Source organism: Streptomyces sp. NPDC046759, assembly GCF_040645475.1.
GTDB lineage: Bacteria > Actinomycetota > Actinomycetes > Streptomycetales > Streptomycetaceae > Streptomyces.
In genome coordinates this window covers 1-23,122 of sequence record NZ_JBEYYJ010000018.1, presented here as the reverse complement: position 1 = coordinate 23,122, position 23,122 = coordinate 1, and the positions used below count along the sequence as shown (strand labels likewise).

At 69.4% G+C, this 23,122-nt stretch carries 19 protein-coding genes and 1 pseudogene; 6 read left to right on the top strand and 14 right to left on the bottom strand.

The genetic code is table 11. From position 1 onward, the window contains the following. Positions 1-2 precede the first annotated feature (2 nt). The 12 genes from ABZ919_RS23655 to ABZ919_RS23600 form a co-directional block, all read right to left on the bottom strand. A complete protein-coding gene (locus tag ABZ919_RS23655) occupies positions 3-404 on the bottom strand; it encodes a DUF6507 family protein (RefSeq protein ID WP_361251117.1) in 402 nt (133 codons plus the stop codon). A 151-nt stretch (positions 405-555) separates the two neighbouring features. Next, positions 556-4,551 carry a type VII secretion protein EccCa gene (gene eccCa, locus ABZ919_RS23650; RefSeq protein WP_361251114.1) on the bottom strand — a complete coding sequence of 1,332 codons (3,996 nt, stop codon included), beginning with the start codon at positions 4,549-4,551 and terminating at the stop codon, positions 556-558. Continuing rightward, entirely contained in the window at positions 4,548-5,861 is a 1,314-nt protein-coding gene (locus tag ABZ919_RS23645; protein ID WP_361251111.1) for a type VII secretion protein, read from the bottom strand. The genes eccCa and ABZ919_RS23645 overlap by 4 nt, the downstream gene beginning before the upstream one ends. Positions 5,862-5,871: 10 nt before the next feature. After that, positions 5,872-7,236 (bottom strand): type VII secretion integral membrane protein EccD, encoded by a 1,365-nt coding sequence (eccD, locus tag ABZ919_RS23640; protein ID WP_361251108.1) that lies wholly within the window; start codon positions 7,234-7,236, stop codon positions 5,872-5,874. A 13-nt stretch (positions 7,237-7,249) separates the two neighbouring features. Then, a complete protein-coding gene (locus ABZ919_RS23635; protein ID WP_361251106.1) occupies positions 7,250-7,543 on the bottom strand; it encodes a hypothetical protein in 294 nt (97 codons plus the stop codon). A gap of 94 nt (positions 7,544-7,637) precedes the next feature. Continuing rightward, positions 7,638-8,237, bottom strand: a complete 600-nt coding sequence (locus ABZ919_RS23630) for a hypothetical protein (protein ID WP_361251103.1) — start codon at positions 8,235-8,237, stop codon at positions 7,638-7,640. A 28-nt stretch (positions 8,238-8,265) separates the two neighbouring features. Continuing rightward, a complete protein-coding gene (locus ABZ919_RS23625) occupies positions 8,266-8,733 on the bottom strand; it encodes a hypothetical protein (RefSeq protein ID WP_361251100.1) in 468 nt (155 codons plus the stop codon). 87 nt (positions 8,734-8,820) lie between these two features. Further along, on the bottom strand, positions 8,821-9,132 hold the full coding sequence (locus ABZ919_RS23620; RefSeq protein WP_361251097.1) for a pore-forming ESAT-6 family protein: 312 nt from the start codon (positions 9,130-9,132) through the stop codon (positions 8,821-8,823). Positions 9,133-9,188: 56 nt separating this feature from the next. After that, positions 9,189-9,521, bottom strand: a complete 333-nt coding sequence (locus tag ABZ919_RS23615; RefSeq protein WP_361251095.1) for a hypothetical protein — start codon at positions 9,519-9,521, stop codon at positions 9,189-9,191. A 564-nt stretch (positions 9,522-10,085) separates the two neighbouring features. Beyond that, entirely contained in the window at positions 10,086-10,565 is a 480-nt protein-coding gene (locus ABZ919_RS23610) for a hypothetical protein (protein WP_361251092.1), read from the bottom strand. Between the two features lie 89 nt (positions 10,566-10,654). Beyond that, positions 10,655-12,391, bottom strand: a complete 1,737-nt coding sequence (locus tag ABZ919_RS23605) for an alpha/beta hydrolase (RefSeq protein WP_361251089.1) — start codon at positions 12,389-12,391, stop codon at positions 10,655-10,657. Positions 12,392-12,478: 87 nt separating this feature from the next. Further along, the gene (locus tag ABZ919_RS23600) at positions 12,479-12,943 is read right to left on the bottom strand and encodes a hypothetical protein (RefSeq protein ID WP_361251087.1); all 465 of its coding nucleotides are present in this window, start codon (positions 12,941-12,943) and stop codon (positions 12,479-12,481) included. Between the two features lie 155 nt (positions 12,944-13,098). Between ABZ919_RS23600 and ABZ919_RS23595 the strand changes: the two genes are divergently transcribed. Then, positions 13,099-13,710, top strand: a complete 612-nt coding sequence (locus tag ABZ919_RS23595) for an SLATT domain-containing protein (RefSeq protein ID WP_361251084.1) — start codon at positions 13,099-13,101, stop codon at positions 13,708-13,710. Between the two features lie 126 nt (positions 13,711-13,836). Here ABZ919_RS23595 and ABZ919_RS23590 read toward each other — a convergent pair whose 3' ends face one another. Next, complete coding sequence (locus ABZ919_RS23590) at positions 13,837-16,293, bottom strand: N-acetylmuramoyl-L-alanine amidase (protein ID WP_361251081.1); 2,457 nt, start codon at positions 16,291-16,293, stop codon at positions 13,837-13,839. Between the two features lie 340 nt (positions 16,294-16,633). Here ABZ919_RS23590 and ABZ919_RS23585 point away from each other — a divergent pair, with 340 nt between their 5' ends. The 5 genes from ABZ919_RS23585 (at position 16,634) to ABZ919_RS23565 (ending at position 22,990) form a co-directional block, all read left to right on the top strand. After that, positions 16,634-17,386, top strand: a complete 753-nt coding sequence (locus tag ABZ919_RS23585; protein ID WP_361251078.1) for a helix-turn-helix domain-containing protein — start codon at positions 16,634-16,636, stop codon at positions 17,384-17,386. A gap of 217 nt (positions 17,387-17,603) precedes the next feature. Continuing rightward, positions 17,604-18,161: a DoxX family protein gene (locus ABZ919_RS23580; RefSeq protein ID WP_361251075.1), complete on the top strand. Its 558-nt coding sequence runs from the start codon at positions 17,604-17,606 to the stop codon at positions 18,159-18,161. A gap of 204 nt (positions 18,162-18,365) precedes the next feature. After that, entirely contained in the window at positions 18,366-19,193 is an 828-nt protein-coding gene (locus ABZ919_RS23575) for a ZIP family metal transporter (protein ID WP_361251073.1), read from the top strand. Positions 19,194-19,508: 315 nt separating this feature from the next. Next, complete coding sequence (locus tag ABZ919_RS23570; RefSeq protein WP_361251071.1) at positions 19,509-22,067, top strand: transglycosylase domain-containing protein; 2,559 nt, start codon at positions 19,509-19,511, stop codon at positions 22,065-22,067. 272 nt (positions 22,068-22,339) lie between these two features. After that, on the top strand, positions 22,340-22,990 hold the full coding sequence (locus ABZ919_RS23565; RefSeq protein WP_361251068.1) for a phosphatase PAP2 family protein: 651 nt from the start codon (positions 22,340-22,342) through the stop codon (positions 22,988-22,990). Between the two features lie 19 nt (positions 22,991-23,009). Here the strand turns inward: ABZ919_RS23565 and ABZ919_RS23560 are convergent. Further along, positions 23,010-23,122 (bottom strand): annotated as a pseudogene (locus ABZ919_RS23560) (BlaI/MecI/CopY family transcriptional regulator); the annotation flags it as partial.

The window sequence follows — 23,122 nt, the reverse complement described above, 5'->3', positions numbered from 1 at the left end:
CACTACGCCCCGCCCCCGTGGTGCTTCGTCTGCTCGCCCACGGCCCGAAGCTCGGCCGGTGTGGGCGCCTTGGCCGCGTCACGTTGGGCCCGGGCGGCCATCGCCAGGTCACCGTCGATGTAGGCACCGGTCGCCTTGACCGTCCCGTCCATCGTCTTCTTGATCCGGGCCGCCATGAACTTGATCGAGTTCTCGGTGTCGGACACGAAGTTCGCGACCGCGGCACCCACCGGCCCCACCGGTGGGCCACCGCAGTACGGGCCGCTGATCGTGCCCGCGGACTCCGCCGCGTCCTGGACGCTCGTCCCGTAGCCCTTGATGTCCTTGCTCAGGTCGTCGGCCGCAAGACCCACCAAGGACAGAATGGACTCAACCCCGCTGGGACTGATGTCCCACCCCGTCACGTCAACCCCCGCTGCGTCTAATGCAGATACGTTCCCTCAGCGCTGCGCAGCATCGCACGCGCCACTGACAACAGGACATTCATCCCTATCAGATCGGTTGTTGCAGCAGCCACACGCTTCTGGCCAAAGGCACGGCGAACCCATCGATTGGTCATGTAGGGGCCTGCGTTGGCTCGGTCTCGGGTGCGAGCGCGGTCTGGATCAGCTGGTGACGGCGGCCGCGGCGGACCAGTGTGCCGCGGCCGGGCGGCTGGGCGGAGGCGTACAGACCGGGGAAGAGCTGACCTTCGGTGCGGTCGCCCGTCATCACCAGTGTCGTGGCGCCGGTTTCGCGCAGTGCCGTCAGGAACGGCTCGTACAGGGCCCGCGAGGCTCCGGCGACCCGGCGGGCGACGACGAAGTGCAGGCCGATGTCCCGGGCCGAGGAGATGTACGGCAGGAACGGGGTGAGGGGCTGCTGTCCGGCCGCGGTGAGGATGTCGTAGTCGTCGACGAGGATCACGATCCGAGGGCCGGTGAACGACGGCTCATCGGTCAGGGCGTCGGGGTCGGGTGTCTCCGGCAGACGTTTTGCCAGTTCGGCCGCGATGCCGGTGGCGAGCGCCTGGGAGAGGGCGGCGTTGTGCGCGTAGCCGCCGCGGTACGGCTCCGGGACCGCTCCCCGCAGCCCGCGCCGCGGGTCGAACACACCGAAGACCAGCTCGTCCTTGTCGTAGCGGTCGATGAGGGAGTGGGAGACGAGCTGGAGCAGGTTGGTCTTGCCGCACTCGTTGTCGCCGAGGACCAGCAGGTGCTGATCGGCGCCGAACAGGTCCAGGACGGTCGCGGAGAGGGTCTCCTGGTCGACGCCGATCGGGACCGCGTGCGGTTCCGCCACGGTGGAGGGCAGGCGCTGCGCGGGCAGCCTGGTCGGCAGCACCCGCACGGGCGCGGCGGTCTCACCGTGCCAGGCGGCGCGCAGGGTGGCCGCCGCCTGCTCCAGGGCCGGGCCGAGGCCGTCCGTCGTGGCGTGCGCGTCGATGCGAGGGAGTGCCGTCTGGGCGAACAGCTTGCCGTCCGTCAGGGCCCGGCCGGGGGTGTCCGCCGAGAGGGTCTCGGAGAGCTTGCGGTCGACGGAGGAGTCGGCCGGATCGTTGAGGCGCAGTTCGATGCGGCTGCCGAACAGTGACTGGGTGGCGATGCGCACGTCGTTCCAGCGGAGCATCCCCGCCACGACATGGATGCCGTAGCCGCTGCCGCGCTTGAGCAGGTCGGCCACATCGTCGTCCAAGTGGGCGAAGTCGTCACGCAACGCGCCGAATCCGTCGATGAGCAGGACGATGTCGGTGGAGCCGAGTTGGGTAAGTTCCCCTCGTCCGCGCAGGGCCCGCAGTTGGTCGACCGAGTCGATGCCCCGTTCGCGGAAGATCTCCTCGCGCTCGGCGAGCATGGCGCGCACTTCGGCGACGGTGCGGGCGGCGCGTTCGTGGTCGGCGCGGGTCGCGATGCCGCCGACGTGCGGCAGGTCCGCGAGGGCGCTCAGTCCGCCGCCGACCAGGTCCAGGCCGTAGACGGCGACGTCACGGGGGGTGTGGGTGAGGGCGAGGGAGAGCGCGAGGGTGCGCAGCAGGGTCGTCTTGCCGGAGGCCGGGCCGCCGATGACGGCGGTGTGTCCGCCCGCGGTGTTCAGGTCGTGGACCCACGGGCCCTGCCACTGCCGGGCCGGGTCGTCCAGGACACCCAGTGGCAGCCGTAGCGGGCCGTCGGGGTTGGTGAGCCGGAGGCCGTCCGCGGATGCCTGTACCGGGCCGGCGGCCGTGTCGAGGGTGAGGGCTTCGGGCAGTGGGGGCAGCCAGATACGGCGCACTGGTTCGGCCGCGTCGGTGAGCCGGTCGACCGTGACGCCCAGGACCGTCGGCCCGGTCTCGCGCTCACGCGGCACCGGTGCGTCCTCGCCCGGCTCGGCAGCGGGGGCGTTGAAGGCGGGATATGTCCAGGCGCGGGGTTCGGCGTCGGTGGTGCTCTCTCGTACGACGGGGCCGCGGTACGCACCGGAGACGAAGCCCGCTTTGAAGCGGGTGTAGGTGGAGGTGTCGACCTTCAGGTAGCCGAAGCCGGGCAGGGGCGGCAGGTGGAAGGCGTCGGTGGTGTCCAGGACCGTACGCGACTCGTCCGCCGAGAAGGTGCGCAGACCGAGCCGGTACGACAGATACGTCTCCAGTCCCCTGAGCTTGCCGCCCTCGATGCGCTGGCTGGACAGCAGCAGGTGGACGCCGATGGAGCGGCCGATGCGGCCGATGGACAGGAACAGGTCGATGAAGTCCGGTTTCGCGGTGAGTAGTTCACCGAACTCGTCAATGACGACGAAGAGGTGAGGGAGCGGTTCGAGGCCGGGCCTGGCCGTGGCGCGCAAGGTGCGGTAGTGCCCGATGTCGGCAACGTTGCCCGCGTCCTTGAGGACCTGCTGACGGCGCTTGATCTCACCGGCCAGCGAGGTGTGCACGCGCTCGACCAGGCCGGCCTGGTTCTCCAGGTTGGTGATCACGCCCGCCACGTGCGGCAGAGGGGCGAACGGGGCGAACGTCGCTCCGCCCTTGTAGTCGACGAGGACCATCGCCAGATCGTCCGGCGCGTGTGTCGTCACCAGCGCGAGCACGAGGGTGCGCAGCAGTTCGCTCTTGCCGGATCCGGTCGCACCGACACACAACCCGTGCGGGCCCATGCCTAGTTCGGCGGACTCCTTCAGGTCGAGCAGCACCGGCTGGTGCCCGTCGTCCAGGCCGATCGGCACCCGCAGGAAGTCCCGCTCCCCGCGCGGCGTCCATTGCCGGGCGGGATCGAGGGCGGCCATGTCGTCGATGCCGAGAAGCTGCGGGAAGTCGACCGGACCGGAGACGGGGGTGCCCTCGGCGGCGGACTCCGCGGACAGGCGCAGCGGCGCGAGGGCCCGGGCGAGGCCCTCGGCCTCGGGAAGTCCGGTGCGGTCGGCGACCCCGTCCGTACGTGCGGCCTGCTCTCCGCGCAGGTCCTCCACCGTGATCTGGTCGCCGTCGACGGTGATGCGCACGGAGACGTGATCGGGCTCGTGGATCTGTTCGGCGAGCAGGTGCAGGACGGTGACACCCATGTCGTCCAGGTCGACGGCGGCATCCGGACGCGGAAGCTCGGCGGCGTTCTCCCCGTACGCGTCGCTGAGCACGAGCAGCCGGTCGGTCAGAGCGAGCGCCTTCCTGTCGGACAGGCCACGGCGCACCTCCGCCGCGTACGAGGCGCGCCGCCTCAGATCCGTGCCGATCAGGTGCGCCAGCTGCGCCGGGCCGGGAGCGATGCGCCGAGCGGCGACGGCCCCGTCCAGGTGCTGGGGGTCGAGGACGTGCGGGAGCCACTTGGCCCACTCCCACTCCTCCATACGGTCCCGGGGCGCGGCGAGCGCAACGGCGACGTCGTCCGGGGCGTGGGTCACGGCGGCCTGCACGAGCAGCGACCGGGCGACGCGCAGGACGCCCGCGCGGTCGCCGACGACGCTGACGTTGCCGGCTCGGTCCAGTGGCACGGTCAGCGGATGGTCGGACACGGTGGTGTAGCGGGCCTGCAGGGCGCGTGCCTCGTTCAGCATGAACGGGTCGGGCGGGGTGAGCACGCCTCCGACCGCCTGCCGGCCGATGGTCAGCTCCTGCACGGGTACGTCACCGACACCGACCCGCACGTGAAGGAAGTCCGTGTCCGTGCGGCGCCGCTCCCACAGCCGGGCGGGGTCGCGCAGGACGTCGTACAGTGCCGTGGGTGCGGGGTGGAGAACCCGGGCCACACGGCGGCGCTCTCGCTCGGCCGCGCCCAGCTCAGCCCGCAGTTCCTCCAGGTACTCCAGGTACCGCTCACGCTGAACGCGCCGCTGGCGCTGTGCCTTGCCACGCTGCGACAGGAACAGAGCGACCGCACCCAGCAGCGCAATGACGAGCACGACGGCGCCGAGGCCCGCGAACTGGCTGGAACGGATCACCGTCATCATCACGACCGAACTCATGACGCCGGCCATCGGCAACAGCGCGGTCGCCGGGCTGCCGGTCTTGCCTTCCGGCAGGTTCGGCGGAGGTTCGATCGTGCGGGCCACGGGCGGGAGCAGCGGACGCGTCGAGCGGGCGGGGCGATGGACCTGTTGCTGTGTCACCGCACCCGCACCGCCCTCTGCAGGGACTCGGCGGCGAGCTGGGTAGCCGCGCGGCGCGTGGCCTCACCCAGCCGATCGGGCATGATCGGTCCGCCACCGGCCAGGTGCCGGTCGTAGGGCAGATGCACGAGGGTGACTCCGGTTTCCCGCAGGTGGGCCGTGGCGGCCTTCAGGTCGAGGTTCGCGTCGGGAGTGTTCGAGGTGAGGGCCACGACGGTGGAGGCGAGCGCGGCATGCGGCAGCCCACCGAGCCAGTCCAGGACGATCCGGGTACCGCCCACCCCTTCGGCGGTGAGAGGGGCGACGACCACACGCGTGTGCGCGGTGTCCATCGCCGTGCGGGCCACCTCGCCGGGCAACGTCTCGCAGTCCACGACCGTGACGGCGAAGTAACGCCGTAGCGCGAGCGTCACGGTGCGGTAGGTCGCGACGTCCAGCGGGGCGCCCACCCGCCCCTGACTGGCGGGCAGCAGCCAGCCGCCGTCCGCTACCGGCACCAAGTAGCCCGTGACATCGGTCAGTTGCATCGAAGGAGTGAGGATCCGGGACAGCTCGACGCACGACCAGCGTACGGACTGAGCGCCCATGCGCACCGGCAGCGTGCCCAGGGCGGCGTCCGCCTCCAGAGCGAGCACGGGGTCGTGCCGGTAGTGGCTAAAAGCCCGCGACAGCAGCGCGGCGGTCGTGGTCTTGCCCACGCCACCGCGGATCGACGTCACAGCGATCACCCGGCCCGTGGTCACCGGCTGCTGCACCATGCTGCCCAGCCGACTCTCCACGGCGACCTCGTGCGCGGCCGACGAGGTCAGCTTGCGCAGCGACCGGCTCGAACGCCGGACCAGCGAATCGCCGTGCTGGGGCGAACCGAGCGCTATGGCGAGGCGCGGGTCGAGCGTCGGCACCGGCTCGGGCGTCGCCATGGGCAGCCGGGCCTGGCGGGGCGGCCGTACGGCGGGGGATGCGTTCGGTGGCGTCGCTGGGGTCTGCGGGACTGCCTCGACACCGGGAGCGGGGGACCCGATACCGGGGCGGGTCTGGGCCGACGGCGCCGGCGGAACCTCGGGCACGGGGCGCGGGGATGCTTGAGCCGGGGTCTGCGGAGCGGACCGCTCCTCGTCATCGCGCGGGACCTGCGCCGTGGTGTGTTGTTCGCGGGGCGGCCGCCCCGGGTTGGGACGCTGCTCGTCCGGATCGCGCACGGGCAAGGGCGGCCGGGCGTCGCCCGGCGTAGGCTGCTCGCGCGCCTCGTCGGCGGAGCCCCCGGTCAGCTCACGCAGCACGTCGTCCTGCCAACGGCCGGAAGTCGCCATCACCGCCACCTCACGCGAAGGTGCCCAGCAGCCGCCCGTACACCCCGAACACCCCGAGGACCAGCGGGAACAGAGCGACCACACCAGCCGACTCCAGCACGTCACCGGCCTTGCGCAGTCGAACCCGGACATGCTCGGCGGGCTGCACGGCCAGCACGCCCAGCGACACCACGACCAGCACGCCGAGAACGGCGAGCGGTGCCGGCGCTCCCGAGTGCTCCCGCCACAACCAGGCCAGCCGCAGCGCCACCACCATGGACGCCGCGAGCAGTACGACCACCTCCGCCACCAGCGGGTAGGCACGCGCCCGCAGCGCGAGGACAAACGCCACGGCGACAGCCAGCAACACCGTCCACACCGTCACCGTACGCACCGCCAGCACGCCGGCGACCGCACCGCAGACCGCGATGACGACCGTCGCCAGCGCCAGCCCCCGATGCGTGGCGGCCAACGCGGTCGCCACCTGGTAGCGGCCGACGGACGAGCCCGCGGAACGCCGATCGTCCAGCCCGGACAGACCCGACGCGGCCAGCGCCAGCCGCGGCAGCACACCTAGCGCGACGACGGACACCACGGCGAGCAGCGCCCCGGCACGCGCCGAACCGGCCGTGCCGGCTCCGCCGGACTGGAACGCGAGCGCCACCTCCCAGCACGCCCCGGCCCCGGCCAGTGCCCCTGCCCCGACCAGCGCACCCCGCCCGAACGGCGAGAACCACCCGAGGAACAACAGCGCCACCACCAGGACCGAGAGCACCGCCGCCAACCGCACAGCTCCCGGCCAGCCCTGGGCTACGGCAAGCGCCGACGCGCCCTGCACACCCACAGCGGCACTCACCACGACCAGAGCGGCGGCAAGCCCCTTGTGCCCGGCCCGCCCCAGCAGCGCACCGGCCACCGCGGCCATCGCTGCGATCACCAGGAGCGACCATCCCGCGGTCTCGGCCTCGAACCCCTGACGCGCCATGAAGCCGACGGCCGACGCCCAGACCACACCCGCGCCGGCGGCCGTGATCCGCCGCGCCCGCGCGTCCCACCGCCACGCCCGCATATCCAGATCGCCGGCAGCCTCGTCACTCACGTCATGGACCACCGGCGCGGACGGCGCGTCCTCGATCCGGACCAGCCGGAGTACAGCACCGTCGGGCACTCCCGCCGACTCCAGCGTGGCATCCGGCTCCAGAGCACTTCCGTCGGCCGTCACCAGGTGCCGGTCCTGCGGACGCTCGGCCAGCCTGTCGTCTAGCAGCCGCATCACCTCGGGCAACAGCAGCCCGACCGGCTCCCGGGCCGGCAGCACCAGATCCACCCGCCGACGCTCACCGACCAACGTGACTCGACTCAGTGCCGTACGGCTCACAGTCCCCCGGGATATCACGCGTTCGAACCTATCATCGGGCCGAATTCGCAGGCTGCGGTGGAACGGTGGGCTGACCGGCGGGCGTTGACACAGGCACAGGGGTCCCGTACGGAGCCTTCCCGATCACGCGGTGCGCGACGAAGGACCACCCCACACACCCCGCACACACCACGGCGGCGATCACCACCCCCGCGAACGCCTTCCCGAGCCGCTCGTCCACGGTCCGCCGCTGCCGCTGCGCCCCGAACAACACGGCATCACGCAACCGCCGACGCCGCACCGCCACGGACTCAAGAAGCTGACTGTCGTAATCCTGGGCTGACATCACTCAAATCCGGTTCGCTGGACACGCGGGTGCTCGTCGAACATCTTCTCGCCGTGCGGATTCCGGACGCAACGAGGCTGGGGCTGGGCAGCGGTCAGCAGCGCAGGCCGACGATGCCCCAGCCACGGCGCTCTGCCTCCGTGACCACCTCGCCCCAGTCGGTGAGAAGGTCGGCAAACGACTCGAACGTACCGATCCGTCCGCCGGGCTCCGCGGCGTGCTGAATGAATGGCTCGCGCAAGGTTTCCAGGTGAGTTTGCGCCTGCCGCCACCATCCAGCCAGCAGGGGTACCTGATCGGTCGCACACCACAGCGAGAGGTCCGCGTCCCAGGGGCACGGCCGGTCAGAGAGCCCCGAACTGGCGCCGGTGGCGTCCTCCAGGCCGTGCCAGAACAACGTGTCGACGAACCGGTCCACCACCTCACGCACCTTCGGCTCGACGAACTCGCGCATGTACTCCCACCGAAAACCGGCCCAGACGTGCGGCTTGTACGAGCCGTGCGTGTTCCGAAAGGCATACCGGCCGAACCAGTCCTCATCCGGCTGCGTGGACCACGACCAGCCATGCTCGAAGAGATCGTCGCTGTACGCCTCACCGAACGCGGCATCGGTCAACAGGTCTTCACGATCGCCGGGCGGTGCTGCCTCCACGCGCGGCCAGTCCACGATCAGTACCTCTATCGACACCCCCATCACACCAGCCTACGGCGCGAAAACGGATCTACGACGGCCAGACGACCGCGCCGTCACGCACCACCAACGGTGCCGGCCGGGGCTCTTCGTAGAACCGGATCCATCCCAGATGGACATCGCCGTCGCAGCCTCGGTGCCGCTCGCTGGCCTTTGCCGCGAGCCAGCTGAGGAGTTCACCAGTGCGCTCGAAATCGTCCGGATGGATCTCCTGCCGACTGGTCAGCGCCCAGCCCTCCTGCCCCGTGTCCTGCCGACGCAGCAGCACGGAGACAAGTGCGCCCCCAACCTTGTAGCCACCACCCTGCTGACCGAGAAGGGGCTCAGGATGATCCTCGATGACGAACTCTCCGTCTTCGTCCTCTTCCACGACCGGAAATTCGGTGACGATACGGAGTGTGTCCGGCTGGGGGCCCGCTCCCAGATGCCATCGCAGCTCCGTGAGTTCCCCCGCCGACAACTCGTCACGCAAGTCCAACGCAAGCATCAGCTCGAACATGTCAGCCATGGTCGCGCAGGCTACAGATGCATGGCCTGTACGGGCGAGCGGCCGACGGGAGCGGAGAGGGACACCGCCAACCGCCGGTCAGCCGATGTTGTCGACCGCTGCCTTCGCCTTGGCGAGGGTGGCCTGAGCGGTGCCGTCGTTCTGCTCCAGCGTGTTGCGCACCAGACGAATGATCTCGCGCACCTCGGCTGCCGCCTTGTGCCAGCGGACCTCCTTGCCGTGGTACTCGTCCGAGACACCATCGGCCCGGAAGTCGGCCATCGCGGCCTTGACCGCCCGGTCGCGGTCGGTCAGCACGCGCTCCAACTGGCCGATGATTCCGGACAGGCTGGTCTGTACGTCGGCGGAGGCGCCGGTGTCGTACGAGCGGCGGTCCTGATTCTGAGCCATGATCGAGTCCCCCTTGAAAACGACGGCTTCAGCGTTGAGTTGCTCTTCCAGGGCGGTTATCGCGCACCGAATCGGGCGGCGTCGAAGTTGGCAGCACCCATGTTCTGGTGTGCGTTGTCGCCCAACTCCACGTCACCACTGCCGAACGCCGTGTCCATACCGGACTGGCCGCCGAGGATCGCGCCCAGCGAGCTGTTCAGCTCCGCCGTGATCTCGTCGGCATGCGCCTTGAACGTGTCGAACGCGGCCTTGCCGGCACCGTTGAACTTACCCTCCAGCGGTTCGGCAGCCTGGATCAGCAACCTGATCAGCGTGCCCAGGTCGTCGCTTGAGCCGACGGTGCTCTTCCCGAGCTGCGACAGGGTCGTCGACCCCATGTCGAACTTCATCCACCCACCCCGTAAGCGTGTTGTGTGCTGGGGCTACTCGATCGCCGCTGCTTCACCTTGCGACGTCCAGAGCCCACAGTGCATCGAACATCCTCTCGCATCCCAAGTTGCAGGCGCAACGCGAAAGGGGCCGAAGTGGCGTGATCTGGTGCATGCGATCGGGCGGGGCTGAGGGGGATCTGGTCATCCGGGACGAGCTTGTGTCGCCGAATCGGTCGATGCAACGTGGATGAGCGTTGAATCGCCGACCTCCTACAAGGAAACGGCGGTGCCCCGCAACAGTGTTGCGGGGCACCGTGGGGCTACCGGAGGGCGACCGCGCGTGCACGCACGCGCCCTCGTGCCGGAACGCCGAGCCGCGGCTCACCGAGGATGGGCACGGCCCGGGCCTCTGCGGTGCCCTTTTTCGTGCCCGTCCTGCTTGACGGTTGTCACATCGGGAATCTCCGTGGCCTTCCCAGATGCGGGGTCGCCCGCCGCGCCCTCCACCGGCGTCAGCGGGTTCCACGGCGCGGAGTTCCAAAGGCCCGTCCACTGTCGATGGCCCTGGCTTCCTTCGCTTCGTCACGACCCTATCGAGGAGGACGAGGGAACGGGACCACCGGATGACCAGAAGTCGGAGTGGACATTCGGGTCCGGAATCGGCTTTCCTGCATAATTCGGTCCAACTGTCTTCGAGGCGGGTGGCGAGACCGATGACCTTTCCACACATGGTGTTGCCACTTCGAAGAACGCCTGCCCGTTGTCGCCGATCAAGAGACGCACGTTAAATCCATCTGGCGTCTTAAAATACATGGCCGGACTTTTCATGTTCCGGCTCACGCCGATCTGATTGTATCCTTGCGATTTCCAGTAGCGCTCCACCACACCCAGGAAGCTTCCCCTCCGCGCCTCCGAAATGACAGTCATTACTGCCCGCCGCCTCGATACGTCACAACTACCTTCAGTTGACTCGCCATGGGTCCAATGAACTGTCGGCTTGATCGCGGCGAACGTGCCGTCAAGGATCTCGTCGGCATGCTCTGCAGCCTCTTGCATGTTCATTTTTTTCGAGTCACCTACAGAAGTTCCGCTCGAAGAGCTGCATCCAGTCAACAGCAAGGCTCCAAGTAGAATTCCAGGGTATACAGTTCTCACCGCGGCCGCTCCCGAACGATCTCGCCAGATCTGCCGACAACAATCCTTGCAATATTGTCCGCCGACATCTGATCTTTTGCAGGATTGAAGTAATTGGAGTGGGCTTTCATCTTCCCGTGATCCTCGAAAATCGTAGGCCCGTCACTCACGACGAACCGCGTAGCACCGAAAGCTTTGCTGGCAGGATCCTTGCCGAACCAGAGATCGTCGCCGTCCGGATCACTCGCGCTCGCACCAGCTGCAGCACCGACTTCGGGCGCGCCTGCGCAAGCCCCTAAAACACCCCCGACGACCCCGCCAGCGACCTGCCCCTTGGAAGGAAGTCCAGTGACGACGTCGTGTTCGGCCGCGCCCACGAACACGTGTCCCTTACCTACGTTCAACTGGTCCGCAGAATTTGCCCCTGTCCCCGGGCTGCCCACGAGGATGATGTCATCGGCTCCTGGGATGCCACCTTTCTTCTGGGCCGCAAGGCCAACGGTGAGTGATCCGTACGAATGGCCGATGGCTGTGATGTGGGGATCGCCGTTTTCGTGTGTCGCCGAAATCCCAGCCATGAATTGGTTGTAAGCGGGTGCTCCCACCTCAGCATCGTCCCTGAACATGACGCTCCTGCTGCTCAGGAAGTCATCCGCACTGAGCTGGGGTGCGTCATAACCAAGCCAGACGATTGACGAAGTAGAGCTCTGCGGGGAGATTTCCCTAGCTGACAGGGCCGTGTCCTGGGCACGCTTCATTGTCCCGCCAGCGAAATCCTCGTCAAGCCTCGTGGTGAGCCCTGGAACATAGGCAGAGACATTCTTTGCTGTGTCCGGATTCCCGTAGGCAACAATCGCTCTGCCATTACCCTCATCGCCGATGCCCAGGAGATACATGGGTGGGTCACTGCCTGCGAGAAGCTTCTCTTGGATGGCTTTCAAGCCACCCAGCTTCCTCTCGGAGTCGTCGTCGCGCTGACCTTCGAGCTTCGCAATCAGCATCTGGATGTTCTCGCGATTCACCTCGTCACGCACGACCGCCGGTATGCCATCCAGGCTCCCGATGGCCTCAGGAAAAGCCCTCTTGTACTCATCCCGCTCCTCATCGCTGAGGCTGTCCCACCACTTGGTGATGTCGGCCGGCGACTTGTCCATGGGGACGTGGTCCAGAAGGTATTGGGTTGCCGCCGAGCTGACGGCGTCGGCATCGGCGGCCACGTCCGTCCACGTCTTGGTGTCGACCGTCAGCCCCGGTGCGGCCCTGAGTTTTTCCAGTGCCTTGCTGTAGCGGTCGTCGATCTCCGTGGCTTCCTGCACAGCGTGGGCGATGCGGTCGGCGATGTCCTGGGCCTTCGCACGGTTCGGGTTGGGGCTGCGCAGGCCGGTCATGTCCGGGCCGGGTCCGCGGCTGTAGATGCCGTTGAACCCGGTGACCGTGCCGCCGGCGATCTCCTCTCCGGTCAGTTCGTTCTCGCCACCGGCGGGGTACGCGACGCTGCCGTTTGCGTCGACGGTGTACGACAGCGCCTTCGCGTCATCAAGTGCCTCGAGCAGGCGGCGGCGTGGGGCGGCGATCTCGGACGAGAAACCGGTGAGTGCTCCGCTGATCAGGCCGCATTCGACCTGGGTGTAGTGGAAGTTCTGCGACAGCTTGGCCAGCTGCCTGTGCGCCGCGTCCGCCGCCTCGCCCTCGTTGGCCTCCTGCATGACCTTGGTGATCTGCTCGTCGATGCGGTCCTTGGCCGCGTCGGCCATGTCACTGATCGTGCGGTATCCGCCCGCTGCGTCCGCGTACTCGGAAGGGTCGATGGCCTGGAGCCTCTCGAGGTCCATGCGTCCGGATCACCGGCCCTTGCCCGTGCCGCCGGAGCCGGAAGTGTCCGCGGAGTGGACTTTCAGCCCAGCGATCTCGGCCTTGATGGCCTCGTCGGTCCTCAGCTGGTCATGTCCCACTTTTCCCAGCACGCCGGCGAGCCCGTCGCATAGCTCGCCGATGTCCTTCACGCGGCGTTCCCAGGAGTCGTACACGCTCTTTTGGGCTGCCGCAGTTGAACAGCCGGAGCCGTTGCCGAGCCCTGTCGTGCAGTGCTCCAGCTTCGTCAGCGCCTTGCCGATGTTGTCCCGCAAGTCGCCTACGGCCTCGCAGGCTGCGGACCACGCCTTCTTGTCGGACCGGAGCCTGCCGGAAGCGCCCCTACCGCCCGAACGCGGGCCGTTCTGGTCGCCGGGCAGCTGGTTGAGCTGCATCCGTGCGGAGTGCCGGTCGGCCGCCGCGGCCTTGAGCTGCTCCCACTCCTCCCACGCCACGTGCGTTTTCCCTCCCCGTGTCTCGTCACAACGCTGCCGAGACACTGTGGACCGTACGACCGCAATGCTGCGGTGGCCGAGAAGCGCAGTAGCGACGAGGCACCGCGTGTCCCATCCGTCCCAGCCACCAGCCCATCAGCCCGTATCCCTCGCCGATGACGCCCCAGATCAAGTCCTCCACCCAGTGGATGTCGCCTTCCAGGTTCACCGGTTCGAGCGACCTGGTGATGAACCGATCTCCACGGAGTCCGGGCAGAACCTGGGTCACCTACACCACCGCGCAACGCCGAGTCGGCGCCGCTGACGGGGGCGTTCTTCGACTACCGCATGGTGCCGCCCGGCAATGGCAAGGGCGTGGCGCCGACCGTCTGGTGGAAGTTCAACGGCGGGTCATGGCGCCACTTGACCACCGCCTGCGCATCTGCTCTCTCACGTTCTCGACTGGCGTGGTCGTGGCAGCTGCCACGCCAGCACCGCGCTGGGCAATCGCCGCCCTGGGAGGTGCTGGCGTGTTGATCGAGGGGTCGCTGCAGGTGACGGGCTACCGGGAGCAGATGCTCTCCGTGATGGACTTCAGGTCACGCCTCGAAGTAGAGCTCACGCTTTACCGTACTTACGCAGCACCGTATGACGATCAGGAGACGCGATTCCCTCAATTCGTCGAGCGCGTCGAGCGCATCTTTCGAGAAAGCGACGAGAGTCAGGTTTCCATTCTTCAGCAGCCAGTCAGCGGCAGCGAAATCGGAATCGCTGCAGATCGCATTTGATTCCTTTTGCGCCCACAGGCTTCTGCCCGGCGGCTGATTCGGAGACGGCCGATCCGGATGAACCCCCAGCAGCCCCGCGCCCACAGGAACTTGTCGGCACGGGGCTGCTGCGTGAGGTGTGGTCGGTCAGCCGATGGTCGCGATGCCGTCGGTGGTGACGGTCGGGCGGCCCGAGGTGCCGACCACGACGATCTTCAGGGTGTGTTTGGCGGAGCTCGACCAGGTCTTGGTCCAGATCGCCTGGCGGTAGAGGGTCGTGGCGGACTTCAGGTCCACCGTGGTGACCTTGGCGCCGTCGACGTAGATGTACGCCTGGCCCGAGGTGGAGGCCCGGGAGACGATCCAGGCCACCGAGCGTCCGGTGAAGGTCCAGCTGATCGAGGCGCCGGCGGACGAGGAACTGTAGGAGTAGCCGCCCAGGTAGCTGGTGCTGCTCCGGTGGGTCCAGGTGCCGGTCCGGGTGGTGGAGGTCTCCTGGATGATGTTCGGCGTCCGGTAGACGGAGGAGCCCGCGGAGTTACCGGCCACGTCGTACCCCTTGAGGGCGAACAGGTCCGACGAGCCGGGCTTGGCCGTGGTGTTCCAGGACGTCACCGTCGGGCCGAAGGTGGCCGAGGACGGCGAGGTCGCCATGACCTTGGCGAGCGCCGCGTTGTCGGCGGCCTTCCAGGTCACCGTGACCGGGACCGAGGTGGAGTTCACCGTGCCGGTGCGTACGTTCACGCCGGCAGTGGTCGGGAAGGTGGGCGCGGTCGTGTCGCCGACCAGGGTGACCGAGCCGGACAGCGTGGTCGTCCCACGGACGTGGGTGGCGCGCACCTGGACGGTGTGGCTGCCGGGGGCGACAGAGATCGAGGCGGAGCGGGCGGAGCCGGAGGTGTGCGCCACGGCCTTGCCGTCGACCAGGACGTCGAAGCCGGAGATCACCGCGGACGGCGTGGCGGTCGTCCAGCTCACCGTGGCCGCGCCCTTGGTGTAGTAGCTCGTCCCGGACTTGGTCGCCCCGCCGGACATCCCGGTGACGGAGACCGCGCCGACCGGGCCTGCCGCGTAGGAGCGGATCGTGCTCAGGGCGTTGTAGAGCTGGTTGCCGGGGCAGTCGGTGGCGAAGCCGTTGCGGTGCCCGGAGATCGCGTTGAAGCTGTAGCTGGTGCCCAGCTTGAAGCCGTAACTGTCGGAGGCGCCCTCGGGCAGCGACGCGGTGGCGGTGCCCGGGTTCACATCGGTCATGCCGAACTTCCAGGCCGCGATGCGGGCGATGGAGGCCAGCATCGCCTGGCTCGGCGCGGCCCCGCCGAAGGTACTGGCCGTGGAGTCGCCGCCGCTGAGGTCGGTGTACGTGCCGATGGCGGCCACGCCCATGCTGTTGGTGTTGAAGCCGTAGGTCTGGGCGCCCACGACCGGCAGCGCCATACCGCCGAAGCGGCCCTCGAAGATGGTGCCGCACTTGTCGACGAGGAAGTTGTAACCGAGGTCGCGCCAGCCCTGGTTCAGGTGCTCGGCGTAGATGCCGCGCACGATCGCCGGGGAGTCGGCGCAGGAGTAGTTGTTGGTGGTGTCCGTGTGGTGGACGAACATCACCTTCACCCCCGACCCGTACGTCGGGTAACCCGATTCCCGCGCGCACTCGTCCGCGCCCCAGCCGGCCCGGGTGACCACGGTGGGCGGCGTCACCGTGGAGGTGGTCGCGGCCGGCATCGGGTCCGGCGGGGTCGGCGACGCCGAGGGGGACGGGCTCGCCGAGGAGGCCGTGCAGGACGGGTACGCCTCCGACAGCGACGGAAGCTGGCTGGGCCAGGACGTCGGGGACGCGCTCGGCGAGACGGAAGCGGAGCCGGATGCCGCGGCCGAGGTTCCGGTGGAGGCGGAGGTTGCGGTGGACGGCGGGACGGAGGCCGGCTCCGTGGCCGTCGTGGTGTCCGTGGGCGACGCGGAGTCCGTCGCGGCCGGGGTGCCGGAAGCGTCGCCCCCTGCTGTGGCCGTCGCGCTGCCGGTCGGGGCGACGCTGTCCGTCGGCGTCGCGGTGTCGGTGGCGGTCGCGTCCAGGGCGTATGCCGCCAGGCCCATGCCCGAGCCCTGCGTCCCGCCGGTGGCGGACTTGCCCGGGTCGACCAGGTCCACCCGCAGCCCGGTGGGCAGCGCGGTCGCCTTGCCCGCGCCCCTCGCGCGGACCTGGATGCCGTTCGACGGCCCCGACCACATGGGCGACATCCCGCCCCGCACACCGGGACGGTTCAGCTCGGCGGCGTCGGGGAGGTCGTCCGGCTGCTGCATCTTCAGCCATGACGTCCAGTGGCCGTCGGCAGCGGAACGGGTCCGCACCTCCACCGTGCCGCGCAGCTTGGCGTGCGCACCGTTCCAGGTGACGCCCACCATGCTGAACGGTGCCGTGGACCGGGCCCCCAGCGTCTTGAGCGACGCGCCGGCCCCCGTCAGGGACAGCGAGTGGACATGCGTCTTGACCGGCCCCGGCACGGCCGACACCCCGGCGCGGCCGCCCGATCCGGCCATCGCGACGGTCGCCACAGCCACGCCGCCGCCGGCGACGACCGCCCCCAGCGCCAGCCACGTGCGTGTTTTCACACCGCCTCGACGACGACCGCGCCCCACCCTGTGTTCAGTTCTCATGCCCCACCCTGAAGCCCCGTTGTAGTTGCCATCGCTGCCGTGGACAGGGCACAGCTGTCACAGGAGTGCCCTGGAGTACCAGCGCACCCGAGCGTTCGAGCGTCACAGGAACGTCCGCCGCCTGCGCAGGCGCTCTCCCTGGGCGCTTCGCCTGAAGCTGTGACTCACCGGCCATCGCAACCTTCCCCAGTTTCACCAACACATCTTGGTCTTATTGCGAGAGGCCGTCACAACGTGCAGGACAGTGAGCCAAAAGAACACTTGTGCCCGCGGCGATGGGAGTTACCGTGGTTCTGTGGCTTCTGATACGACCGCGCAGGCCGACGGGGCCGACGGCGCCATCGACTCCGTCAGCGTCCTGAGCGAGGACTCGCGCCGGCGCATGTTCGCCTTCATCCGGCGTGCCGGCCGCGCCGTCACCCGGGACGAGGCCGCTGCCAGCGTCGGCATCTCCCGCAAGCTCGCCGCCTTCCACCTCGACAAGCTCGTCGACGCCGGCCTGCTGCGCGCGCGTTACGAAACGCCGGGCGGGATCCGCAAGGTCGGCAGGCAGCCCAAGGTGTACGAACCCACCGACGCCCAGATCACCGTGAACATCCCCGACCGGCGCCACGAACTCCTGGCCGACCTGCTCCTGGACGCCGTCCTCACCGAGGGCGCCGACGAGAACGCCACACAGGCGGCCATGCGGACCGCCGGACATCGCGGCCGGCGGCTGGGCGAGGCCGCACGGGACGAGACCCGTCCCGGACGTCTGGGCCCCGAGCGCGGGCTGACCGCCTGCGAGCGACTGCTGGACCGGTACGGCTACGAACCCGTCCGGGAATCCCCCACCCGGCTCCGGCTGCGCAACTGTCCCTTCCACCCGCTGGCCGGGAAGGCCCCGGAGCTGGTGTGCGGCATGAACCAGGCCTTCCTGTCCGGCTACCTCGACGGCCTGGAGGTCAACGGCGTCCAGGCCGTCCTGGCCCCCGAGCCGGGGGAGTGCTGTGTGCGGCTGGGCCCGAGCGACCCCGATCGTGATGACGCGATGGCGCAGGACCACTGACGCGACGCCGGCCGCCCGCCCGCGCGGGCCACCGCGAAGGTGCACGACGCTGCCCGAAGCGGAGCATCGCGGAGAAGGTGCACGACGCTGCCCGAAGCGGAGCATCGTGCAGGGGGAGACGCTCTGCGAACCGCGCGGGGCTCACTCGTCACCGGTTGCTCGGGATCTGGCCGAGCTGGGGAAAACGCCCGTTCTGGCGTTCAACCGGAGCATCGTCATGTCGACCAAGCGCATCCTGAACCGTCCTGCTGGTTCCAGTGAACCGGTGGCGCGTCCCACCACCGCTGCGGTGCCCACCGCCGCCGACTGCGGACTGCTGCTCATCAGGCTGACCTTCGGCCTGCTGATGGCCGCCCACGGCGCTCAGAAAGTCTTCGGGCTCTTCGGAGGCCGGGGCCTGACGGCGACCGGCAAGGGTTTCGCGGTCCTGGGTTATCACCCGGGCAAGCTCTTCGCCGCGATCGGGGGACTGTCCGAGCTGCTGGGCGGCCTGGGTCTGGCCCTCGGCCTGCTGACGCCGCTGGCGGCTGCCGCCCTGATCGGCGTCATGATCAACGCGATGGCCACGGTCACCGGTGCCCACGGCCTGTGGGAAACCGACGGCGGCGTGGAATACAGCGTCTGCATCGCCGTCGTCGCCCTCGGTGTCGCCGCGACCGGTCCGGGCCGGCTGGCGGCCGACCGTTTCTTCCGCTGGGGTGACGGCGGCTGGAAAGAGGCCGGCTTCGCCCTCGGTCTCGGCGGCCTGGCCGCTGCGATCACGCTCAGCCTCTGAAGAGCTCCGGCCCTTCGCCGACGACGTGTGCGCCGGCGGGGCCGAAGCCGCCGTCGTTCGCCCCCTCGCGCGGCTGCCGGCGCCGCGCGCCGAGGCAATGACTCGGCCAAGCTTTCCTGAAACGACCTGCCCGAGGTTGTTAGGCAAGCCTTCCCTGACTTAGCTTCTGGGGGCTTCCTGTGCACGTCAGACCGGAGAGTCCCCATGTCCAGCGCCAACATCGCCCTGCTCGGCGCCATCGCAGGCTTCACCATCTACCTCGGCCTCCCTCTCGGCCGCCTCCGCACTCCCACCCCGCGCCTGCGCGCCGGACTCAACGCCGTGGCCATCGGCATCCTGGTCTTCCTCGTATGGGACGTCCTCACCCACGCCTGGGAGCCGACGGACGAGGCGTTGACCAGGCACGACTGGACGACCGTCGCCTCCGGCGCCGCCACCTTGGCCCTCGGCCTGACCATCGGGCTGGCCGGGCTCGTCCATTACGACGCCTGGATCGCCCGCCGCCGTGCCGCCGGATCACGGCGGCCCGGCCCCGGGGCCGCCACCAGCGCGGAGCTGGCACCGCGCACTCGCAGCCAGGCCGGTTCGCTGGCACTCATGATCGCCACCGGTATCGGCCTGCACAACTTCGCCGAGGGACTGGCCATCGGCAACTCCGCCGCCCAGGGTGAGCTGTCCCTCGCCGTGCTGCTGATCACCGGCTTCGGCCTGCACAACGCCACCGAGGGATTCGGCATCGTCGCGCCCCTGGCCGCCGAGGGCGAACGCCCGTCCTGGTCCTCCCTGCTTCTGCTCGGCCTCATCGGTGGCGGTCCCACCTTCCTCGGCACGCTCGTCGGCCAGCACCTGGTCAACGACACCCTGTCGATCGCGTTCCTCGGCCTGGCCGCCGGATCCATCCTCTACGTGGTCATCGAGCTGCTGGCCGTCGCCCGCAGGACCGGACTCAAGACGCTCACCACCTGGTGCATCCTCCTGGGCCTGCTGCTCGGCTTCGCCACCGATGCCGTGGTCACGGCCGCCGGCGCCTGACGCGGACCCGCTTCCGACGTCCCTCGACGTTTTCCGTCGGCCGTCCTCCTCGGCGGCGCCGTGTGACATCCTCCTCGGCGGCGCCGTCAGCCGTCCTCCGGGGCGGCGCCGTGTGACATCCTCCTCGGCGGCGCCGTGTGACGTCGCCCATGGGCGCTTGCCGTGGTCCGCCCGGCACCCCATAGTCTTACAACTTGTAGAACGTCGTCGGGAGCGTCAGCCCGCCCCGGGCCAGGTCCCCCGCGCCGCGCAACGGCGGGCCGGTGGGCCGGTCCGGTGGCGGGCGGGCCCGTGCCTGGCTGAGGAGTGGCGAGTATGAGTGAGCACCGGCGCCGACCGTCGGGGAGGGCTGTCCCGGCCGACCCGGACGGCATACCGGGGGGCGGCCGTGCCCAGGCGCGCAGGGCCGCCCGGGCCGACGGCGGGCGGGGCCACCGCGCGGCGGGCACGCGGCGTGCGGACGCCGGTCGCTCCGGCCGGCGCGCGCCGGACCCGGGCGCCGGGCGCGGCGGCAGGCGCGGTCTCATCGACTACCCGAGGGCCGGCAGGCAGGGCCTTCGGCGGTGGCTGCCCTCGTGGAAGCAGGTGACCGGCACGTTCCTGCTGTTCGTCGGCGGCCTGCTGGGTCTGTTCGGGTACGCCTACGCCACCACGACGATCCCCGGCGCGAATCCGAGCACCCAGAAGCAGAGCAACACCTATTACTGGTCCGACGGCTCGGTGATGGCCACGCAGGGGTCGACCAACCGGCAGAACGTCGACCTCGCCCAGGTCCCGAAGCTGGTGCAGTGGGACTTCCTCGCCGCGGAGAACGCCACCTTCTACACCGACCCCGGCATCGACACGCAGGGCATGCTCCGCGCCGTCTACCACATGGCCACGGGCGGCGAGGTGCAGTCCGGCTCCACCATCACCCAGCAGTTCGTGAAGAACACCTACCTCAACCAGAACCAGTCGGTCACCCGCAAGCTCAGGGAGATCATGATCTCCCTGAAGATCGGCGGTCAGATGACCAAGCAGCAGATCCTGCAGGGTTATCTGAACAGCTGTTACTACGGCCGGGACGCCTACGGCATCGAGGCCGCGGCCCGCGCCTACTACCACGAGCACGCCTCCGAGCTGACCGTCAGCCAGGGCGCGTTCATCGCCGCCACGGTCAACGAGCCGAGCCTGCTGATGCACGCCGACACCGACCCGCAGGCCAAGGCCCAGGCCGCAGCGCGCTGGAAGTACGTGCTGAGCCGCATGGCCACCATCCACAAGATCAGCCAGGCGCAGGAACAGCAGTACCTGGCAGCCGGGTTCCCCACGCCCAAGCCCTACACGCCGTCGGCGGGGATGTCCGGGCAGACCGGCTATTTGGTGGACACCGCGAAGAAGTACGTCGAGGCCCACTCGTCCCTCTCCGACCAGCAGCTCGGCCGCGGCGGCTACCAGATCTACACCACCTTCGACAAGAAGAAGGTGAACGCGCTGTCGGCGTCCGTCGCGGCGATGGAGAAGAAGCACCTCGACCCCAAGCACCGCTCGGCCGACAAGGACGTCCAGGTCGGCGCGGCGTCGATCGATCCGTCGAGCGGCGCGGTGAAGGCCCTGTACGGCGGGCCGGGCTGGGACAAGGGCCACTGGACCGACAACGCCGACGCCACCGGTGTGCCGGTCGGTTCCACCTTCAAGCCGATCGATCTGGCAGCCGCCCTCGAGCACGGCGCCGTGCTGTCGCCGGGCCAGCCGGCGTCACCGATCACCCCCGACTCCAAGTTCAACGGAGACGACGGGATCACCATCAAGAACCAGCAGGGCCGGGAACTGCCGGACCCCGGCGATCCCACCGGCCTCCTCCACCAGCGCAACGACGTGCCCACCAAGTGGGGTTACATCACCCTGCGCAAGGCCATGGAGCAGTCGGTCAACACCCCCTACGTCCAGCTCGGCGAGTACGTCGGCTACGACAACGTGGAGAACGAGGCCCTCAAGGCGGGCCTGCTGCGCAAGAGCCTGCAGTACGACACCCCCGGCTTCTACATCGGCACCTCGACCCCCTCGGCGATCCGCATGGCCGACGCGTACGCCACGTTCGACGACGGCGGCGTCCAGCACGAGCCGTACTCGGTGACCAAGGTCCTCGCCGACGGCCAGCAGCTGCCCGGCTTCGACAAGCCCAAGGGCACCACGGCCATGTCCGCCTCGACCGCAGGAGCGGTCACCGACGTCCTGCAGAACGTCGTCGAGAACGGAACGGGCACCAACGCCCAGGCTCTGGGCCGCCCGGCGGCCGGCAAGACCGGCACCACCGACGACTACAAGTCCGCCTGGTTCATCGGCTACACGCCGCAACTGGTCACGTCCGTGGCCATGTTCAAGGAGGACCCGCACAAGGCCGGCCTGCAGTCGATGCAGGGCGTCGGCGGCTTCTCCAAGGTCTTCGGTGCCGACATGCCCACCGAGGTGTGGACCGGCTACATGACGGCGGCCCTCCAGGGACAGCCCGTCCAGCAGTTCCCGCCCGCGCCGCAACTGGGCCAGGGCACCGATGAGTACGGTGCCCCGTCGGCCACCCCCTCCCCCACCGCGAGCACCCCGTCGGCCAGCCCGTCCGCACCGGTCAGGCCGAGGCCCGCCCCCCGGCCGTGCCATCACCGGAAGAAGATCTGCATCGGCCCGGCCCCGACCGACACCTCCGGCACCACCGTCGGCGGCACCACCGCCGGCGGGACGGGCGGTGGTGGGGCCGGTGGCGCGGGCGGCGGCGGACTGATCGGCGGCCCCACCGACGGTGGCACCACTGACGGTGGCACCACCGGCGGTGGCACCACCGGCGGCACGTCACCCGGTCCGACGCCCGCCTTCAACGGCCCCGGCCGGCAGCCGTAAGGGGCCCGACGTACCGGACGGCGCGCGCTGTGGAACGGCGCGCGCCGGAACGCGCCGGGGAGCGCGGGGTGATCGGCGGCCTTCACGAGGTCTCCGCAGTCCTCCGGGGCCGGCCACGGGCTCACTTTCTACAACATGTAGTAGATTGGTCTGACGGCCACCACTGATTCACCGCGATGTCATCAGCCTGCCATCGTGGGCGTGGGTATCGACCGGCGGCGCCGGGCCGTTTCCGCGTCGCCTCGTGCTGACACGGAAGGAAGGACGTGCCCATGACCGCGGCCGCCACTGTCCGACTGGCCTTCGACGGGTCAGGCATCGACGGCTCGTTGTTCACGTCGGTCACCGATTTCGCCCGCGACACGAAGTGGCTCAACGCCCCCATGGAGGTGTGGACCAACCTCGGTCTGGGGGTCTTCGCTGTGCTCATGGTCATGGGCTGGTGGAGCGCACGGCGCCGGGGTACGGAGGCGATGACCGTCGCACTGGCCGCGCCGGTCGCCGTCGTGACCGCGTTCGCCGCCGCCGAAGTGGTCAAGAAGATCGTCGGCGAGGTGCGGCCCTGCCGGTCGATGCCCCACGCCTACCTGGTCGACTCCTGCCCGGCCCCGTCGGACTACGCCTTCCCCAGCGGGCACTCCACCGTGGCCGCCGCGACCGTGGCCGCCCTGTTCCTCCTGGACCGCCGCCTGAGCGCCATCGCCGCCGTGTTCGCCCTGGTGGAGGGCTTCACCCGGGTCTACGTCGGCGCCCACTACCCCCACGACGTCCTCGGCTCGGCGGTTCTCGCCCTGCCCGTCGCCTACCTCACCAGCCTCGCGCTGCGCCGCTGGACCGCCCCGCTGATCGCCGCCCTCAGCCGCGGCGCCCTGCGCCCGTTGCTGACCGCCGAACCCGGCGTCGCCACACAACCCGCCCGGTGAGCGGCGTTTGGAAGTAGCCTCAGCCCTGGTCGGGCGAGTCGCCGTGCAACAGCCGCTCCAGCAGTCGCTCGTCCTCGGCCGACAGGTCCGACACGAACCGGGCCAGCACCGCCGCACGGTCCCCGCCCTCGG

Coding starts and splice junctions, on each gene's coding strand:
- ABZ919_RS23645 (WP_361251111.1), bottom strand. CDS start 5,861: ATGGCGACTTCCGGCCGTTGGCAGGACGACGTGCTGCGTGAGCTGACC.
- ABZ919_RS23635 (WP_361251106.1), bottom strand. CDS start 7,543: ATGTCAGCCCAGGATTACGACAGTCAGCTTCTTGAGTCCGTGGCGGTG.
- ABZ919_RS23630 (WP_361251103.1), bottom strand. CDS start 8,237: ATGGGGGTGTCGATAGAGGTACTGATCGTGGACTGGCCGCGCGTGGAG.
- ABZ919_RS23625 (WP_361251100.1), bottom strand. CDS start 8,733: ATGTTCGAGCTGATGCTTGCGTTGGACTTGCGTGACGAGTTGTCGGCG.
- ABZ919_RS23620 (WP_361251097.1), bottom strand. CDS start 9,132: ATGGCTCAGAATCAGGACCGCCGCTCGTACGACACCGGCGCCTCCGCC.
- ABZ919_RS23615 (WP_361251095.1), bottom strand. CDS start 9,521: ATGAAGTTCGACATGGGGTCGACGACCCTGTCGCAGCTCGGGAAGAGC.
- ABZ919_RS23610 (WP_361251092.1), bottom strand. CDS start 10,565: ATGAACATGCAAGAGGCTGCAGAGCATGCCGACGAGATCCTTGACGGC.
- ABZ919_RS23605 (WP_361251089.1), bottom strand. CDS start 12,391: ATGGCCGACGCGGCCAAGGACCGCATCGACGAGCAGATCACCAAGGTC.
- ABZ919_RS23595 (WP_361251084.1), top strand. CDS start 13,099: ATGACGCCCCAGATCAAGTCCTCCACCCAGTGGATGTCGCCTTCCAGG.
- ABZ919_RS23580 (WP_361251075.1), top strand. CDS start 17,604: ATGTCGACCAAGCGCATCCTGAACCGTCCTGCTGGTTCCAGTGAACCG.
- ABZ919_RS23575 (WP_361251073.1), top strand. CDS start 18,366: ATGTCCAGCGCCAACATCGCCCTGCTCGGCGCCATCGCAGGCTTCACC.
- ABZ919_RS23570 (WP_361251071.1), top strand. CDS start 19,509: ATGAGTGAGCACCGGCGCCGACCGTCGGGGAGGGCTGTCCCGGCCGAC.
- ABZ919_RS23565 (WP_361251068.1), top strand. CDS start 22,340: ATGACCGCGGCCGCCACTGTCCGACTGGCCTTCGACGGGTCAGGCATC.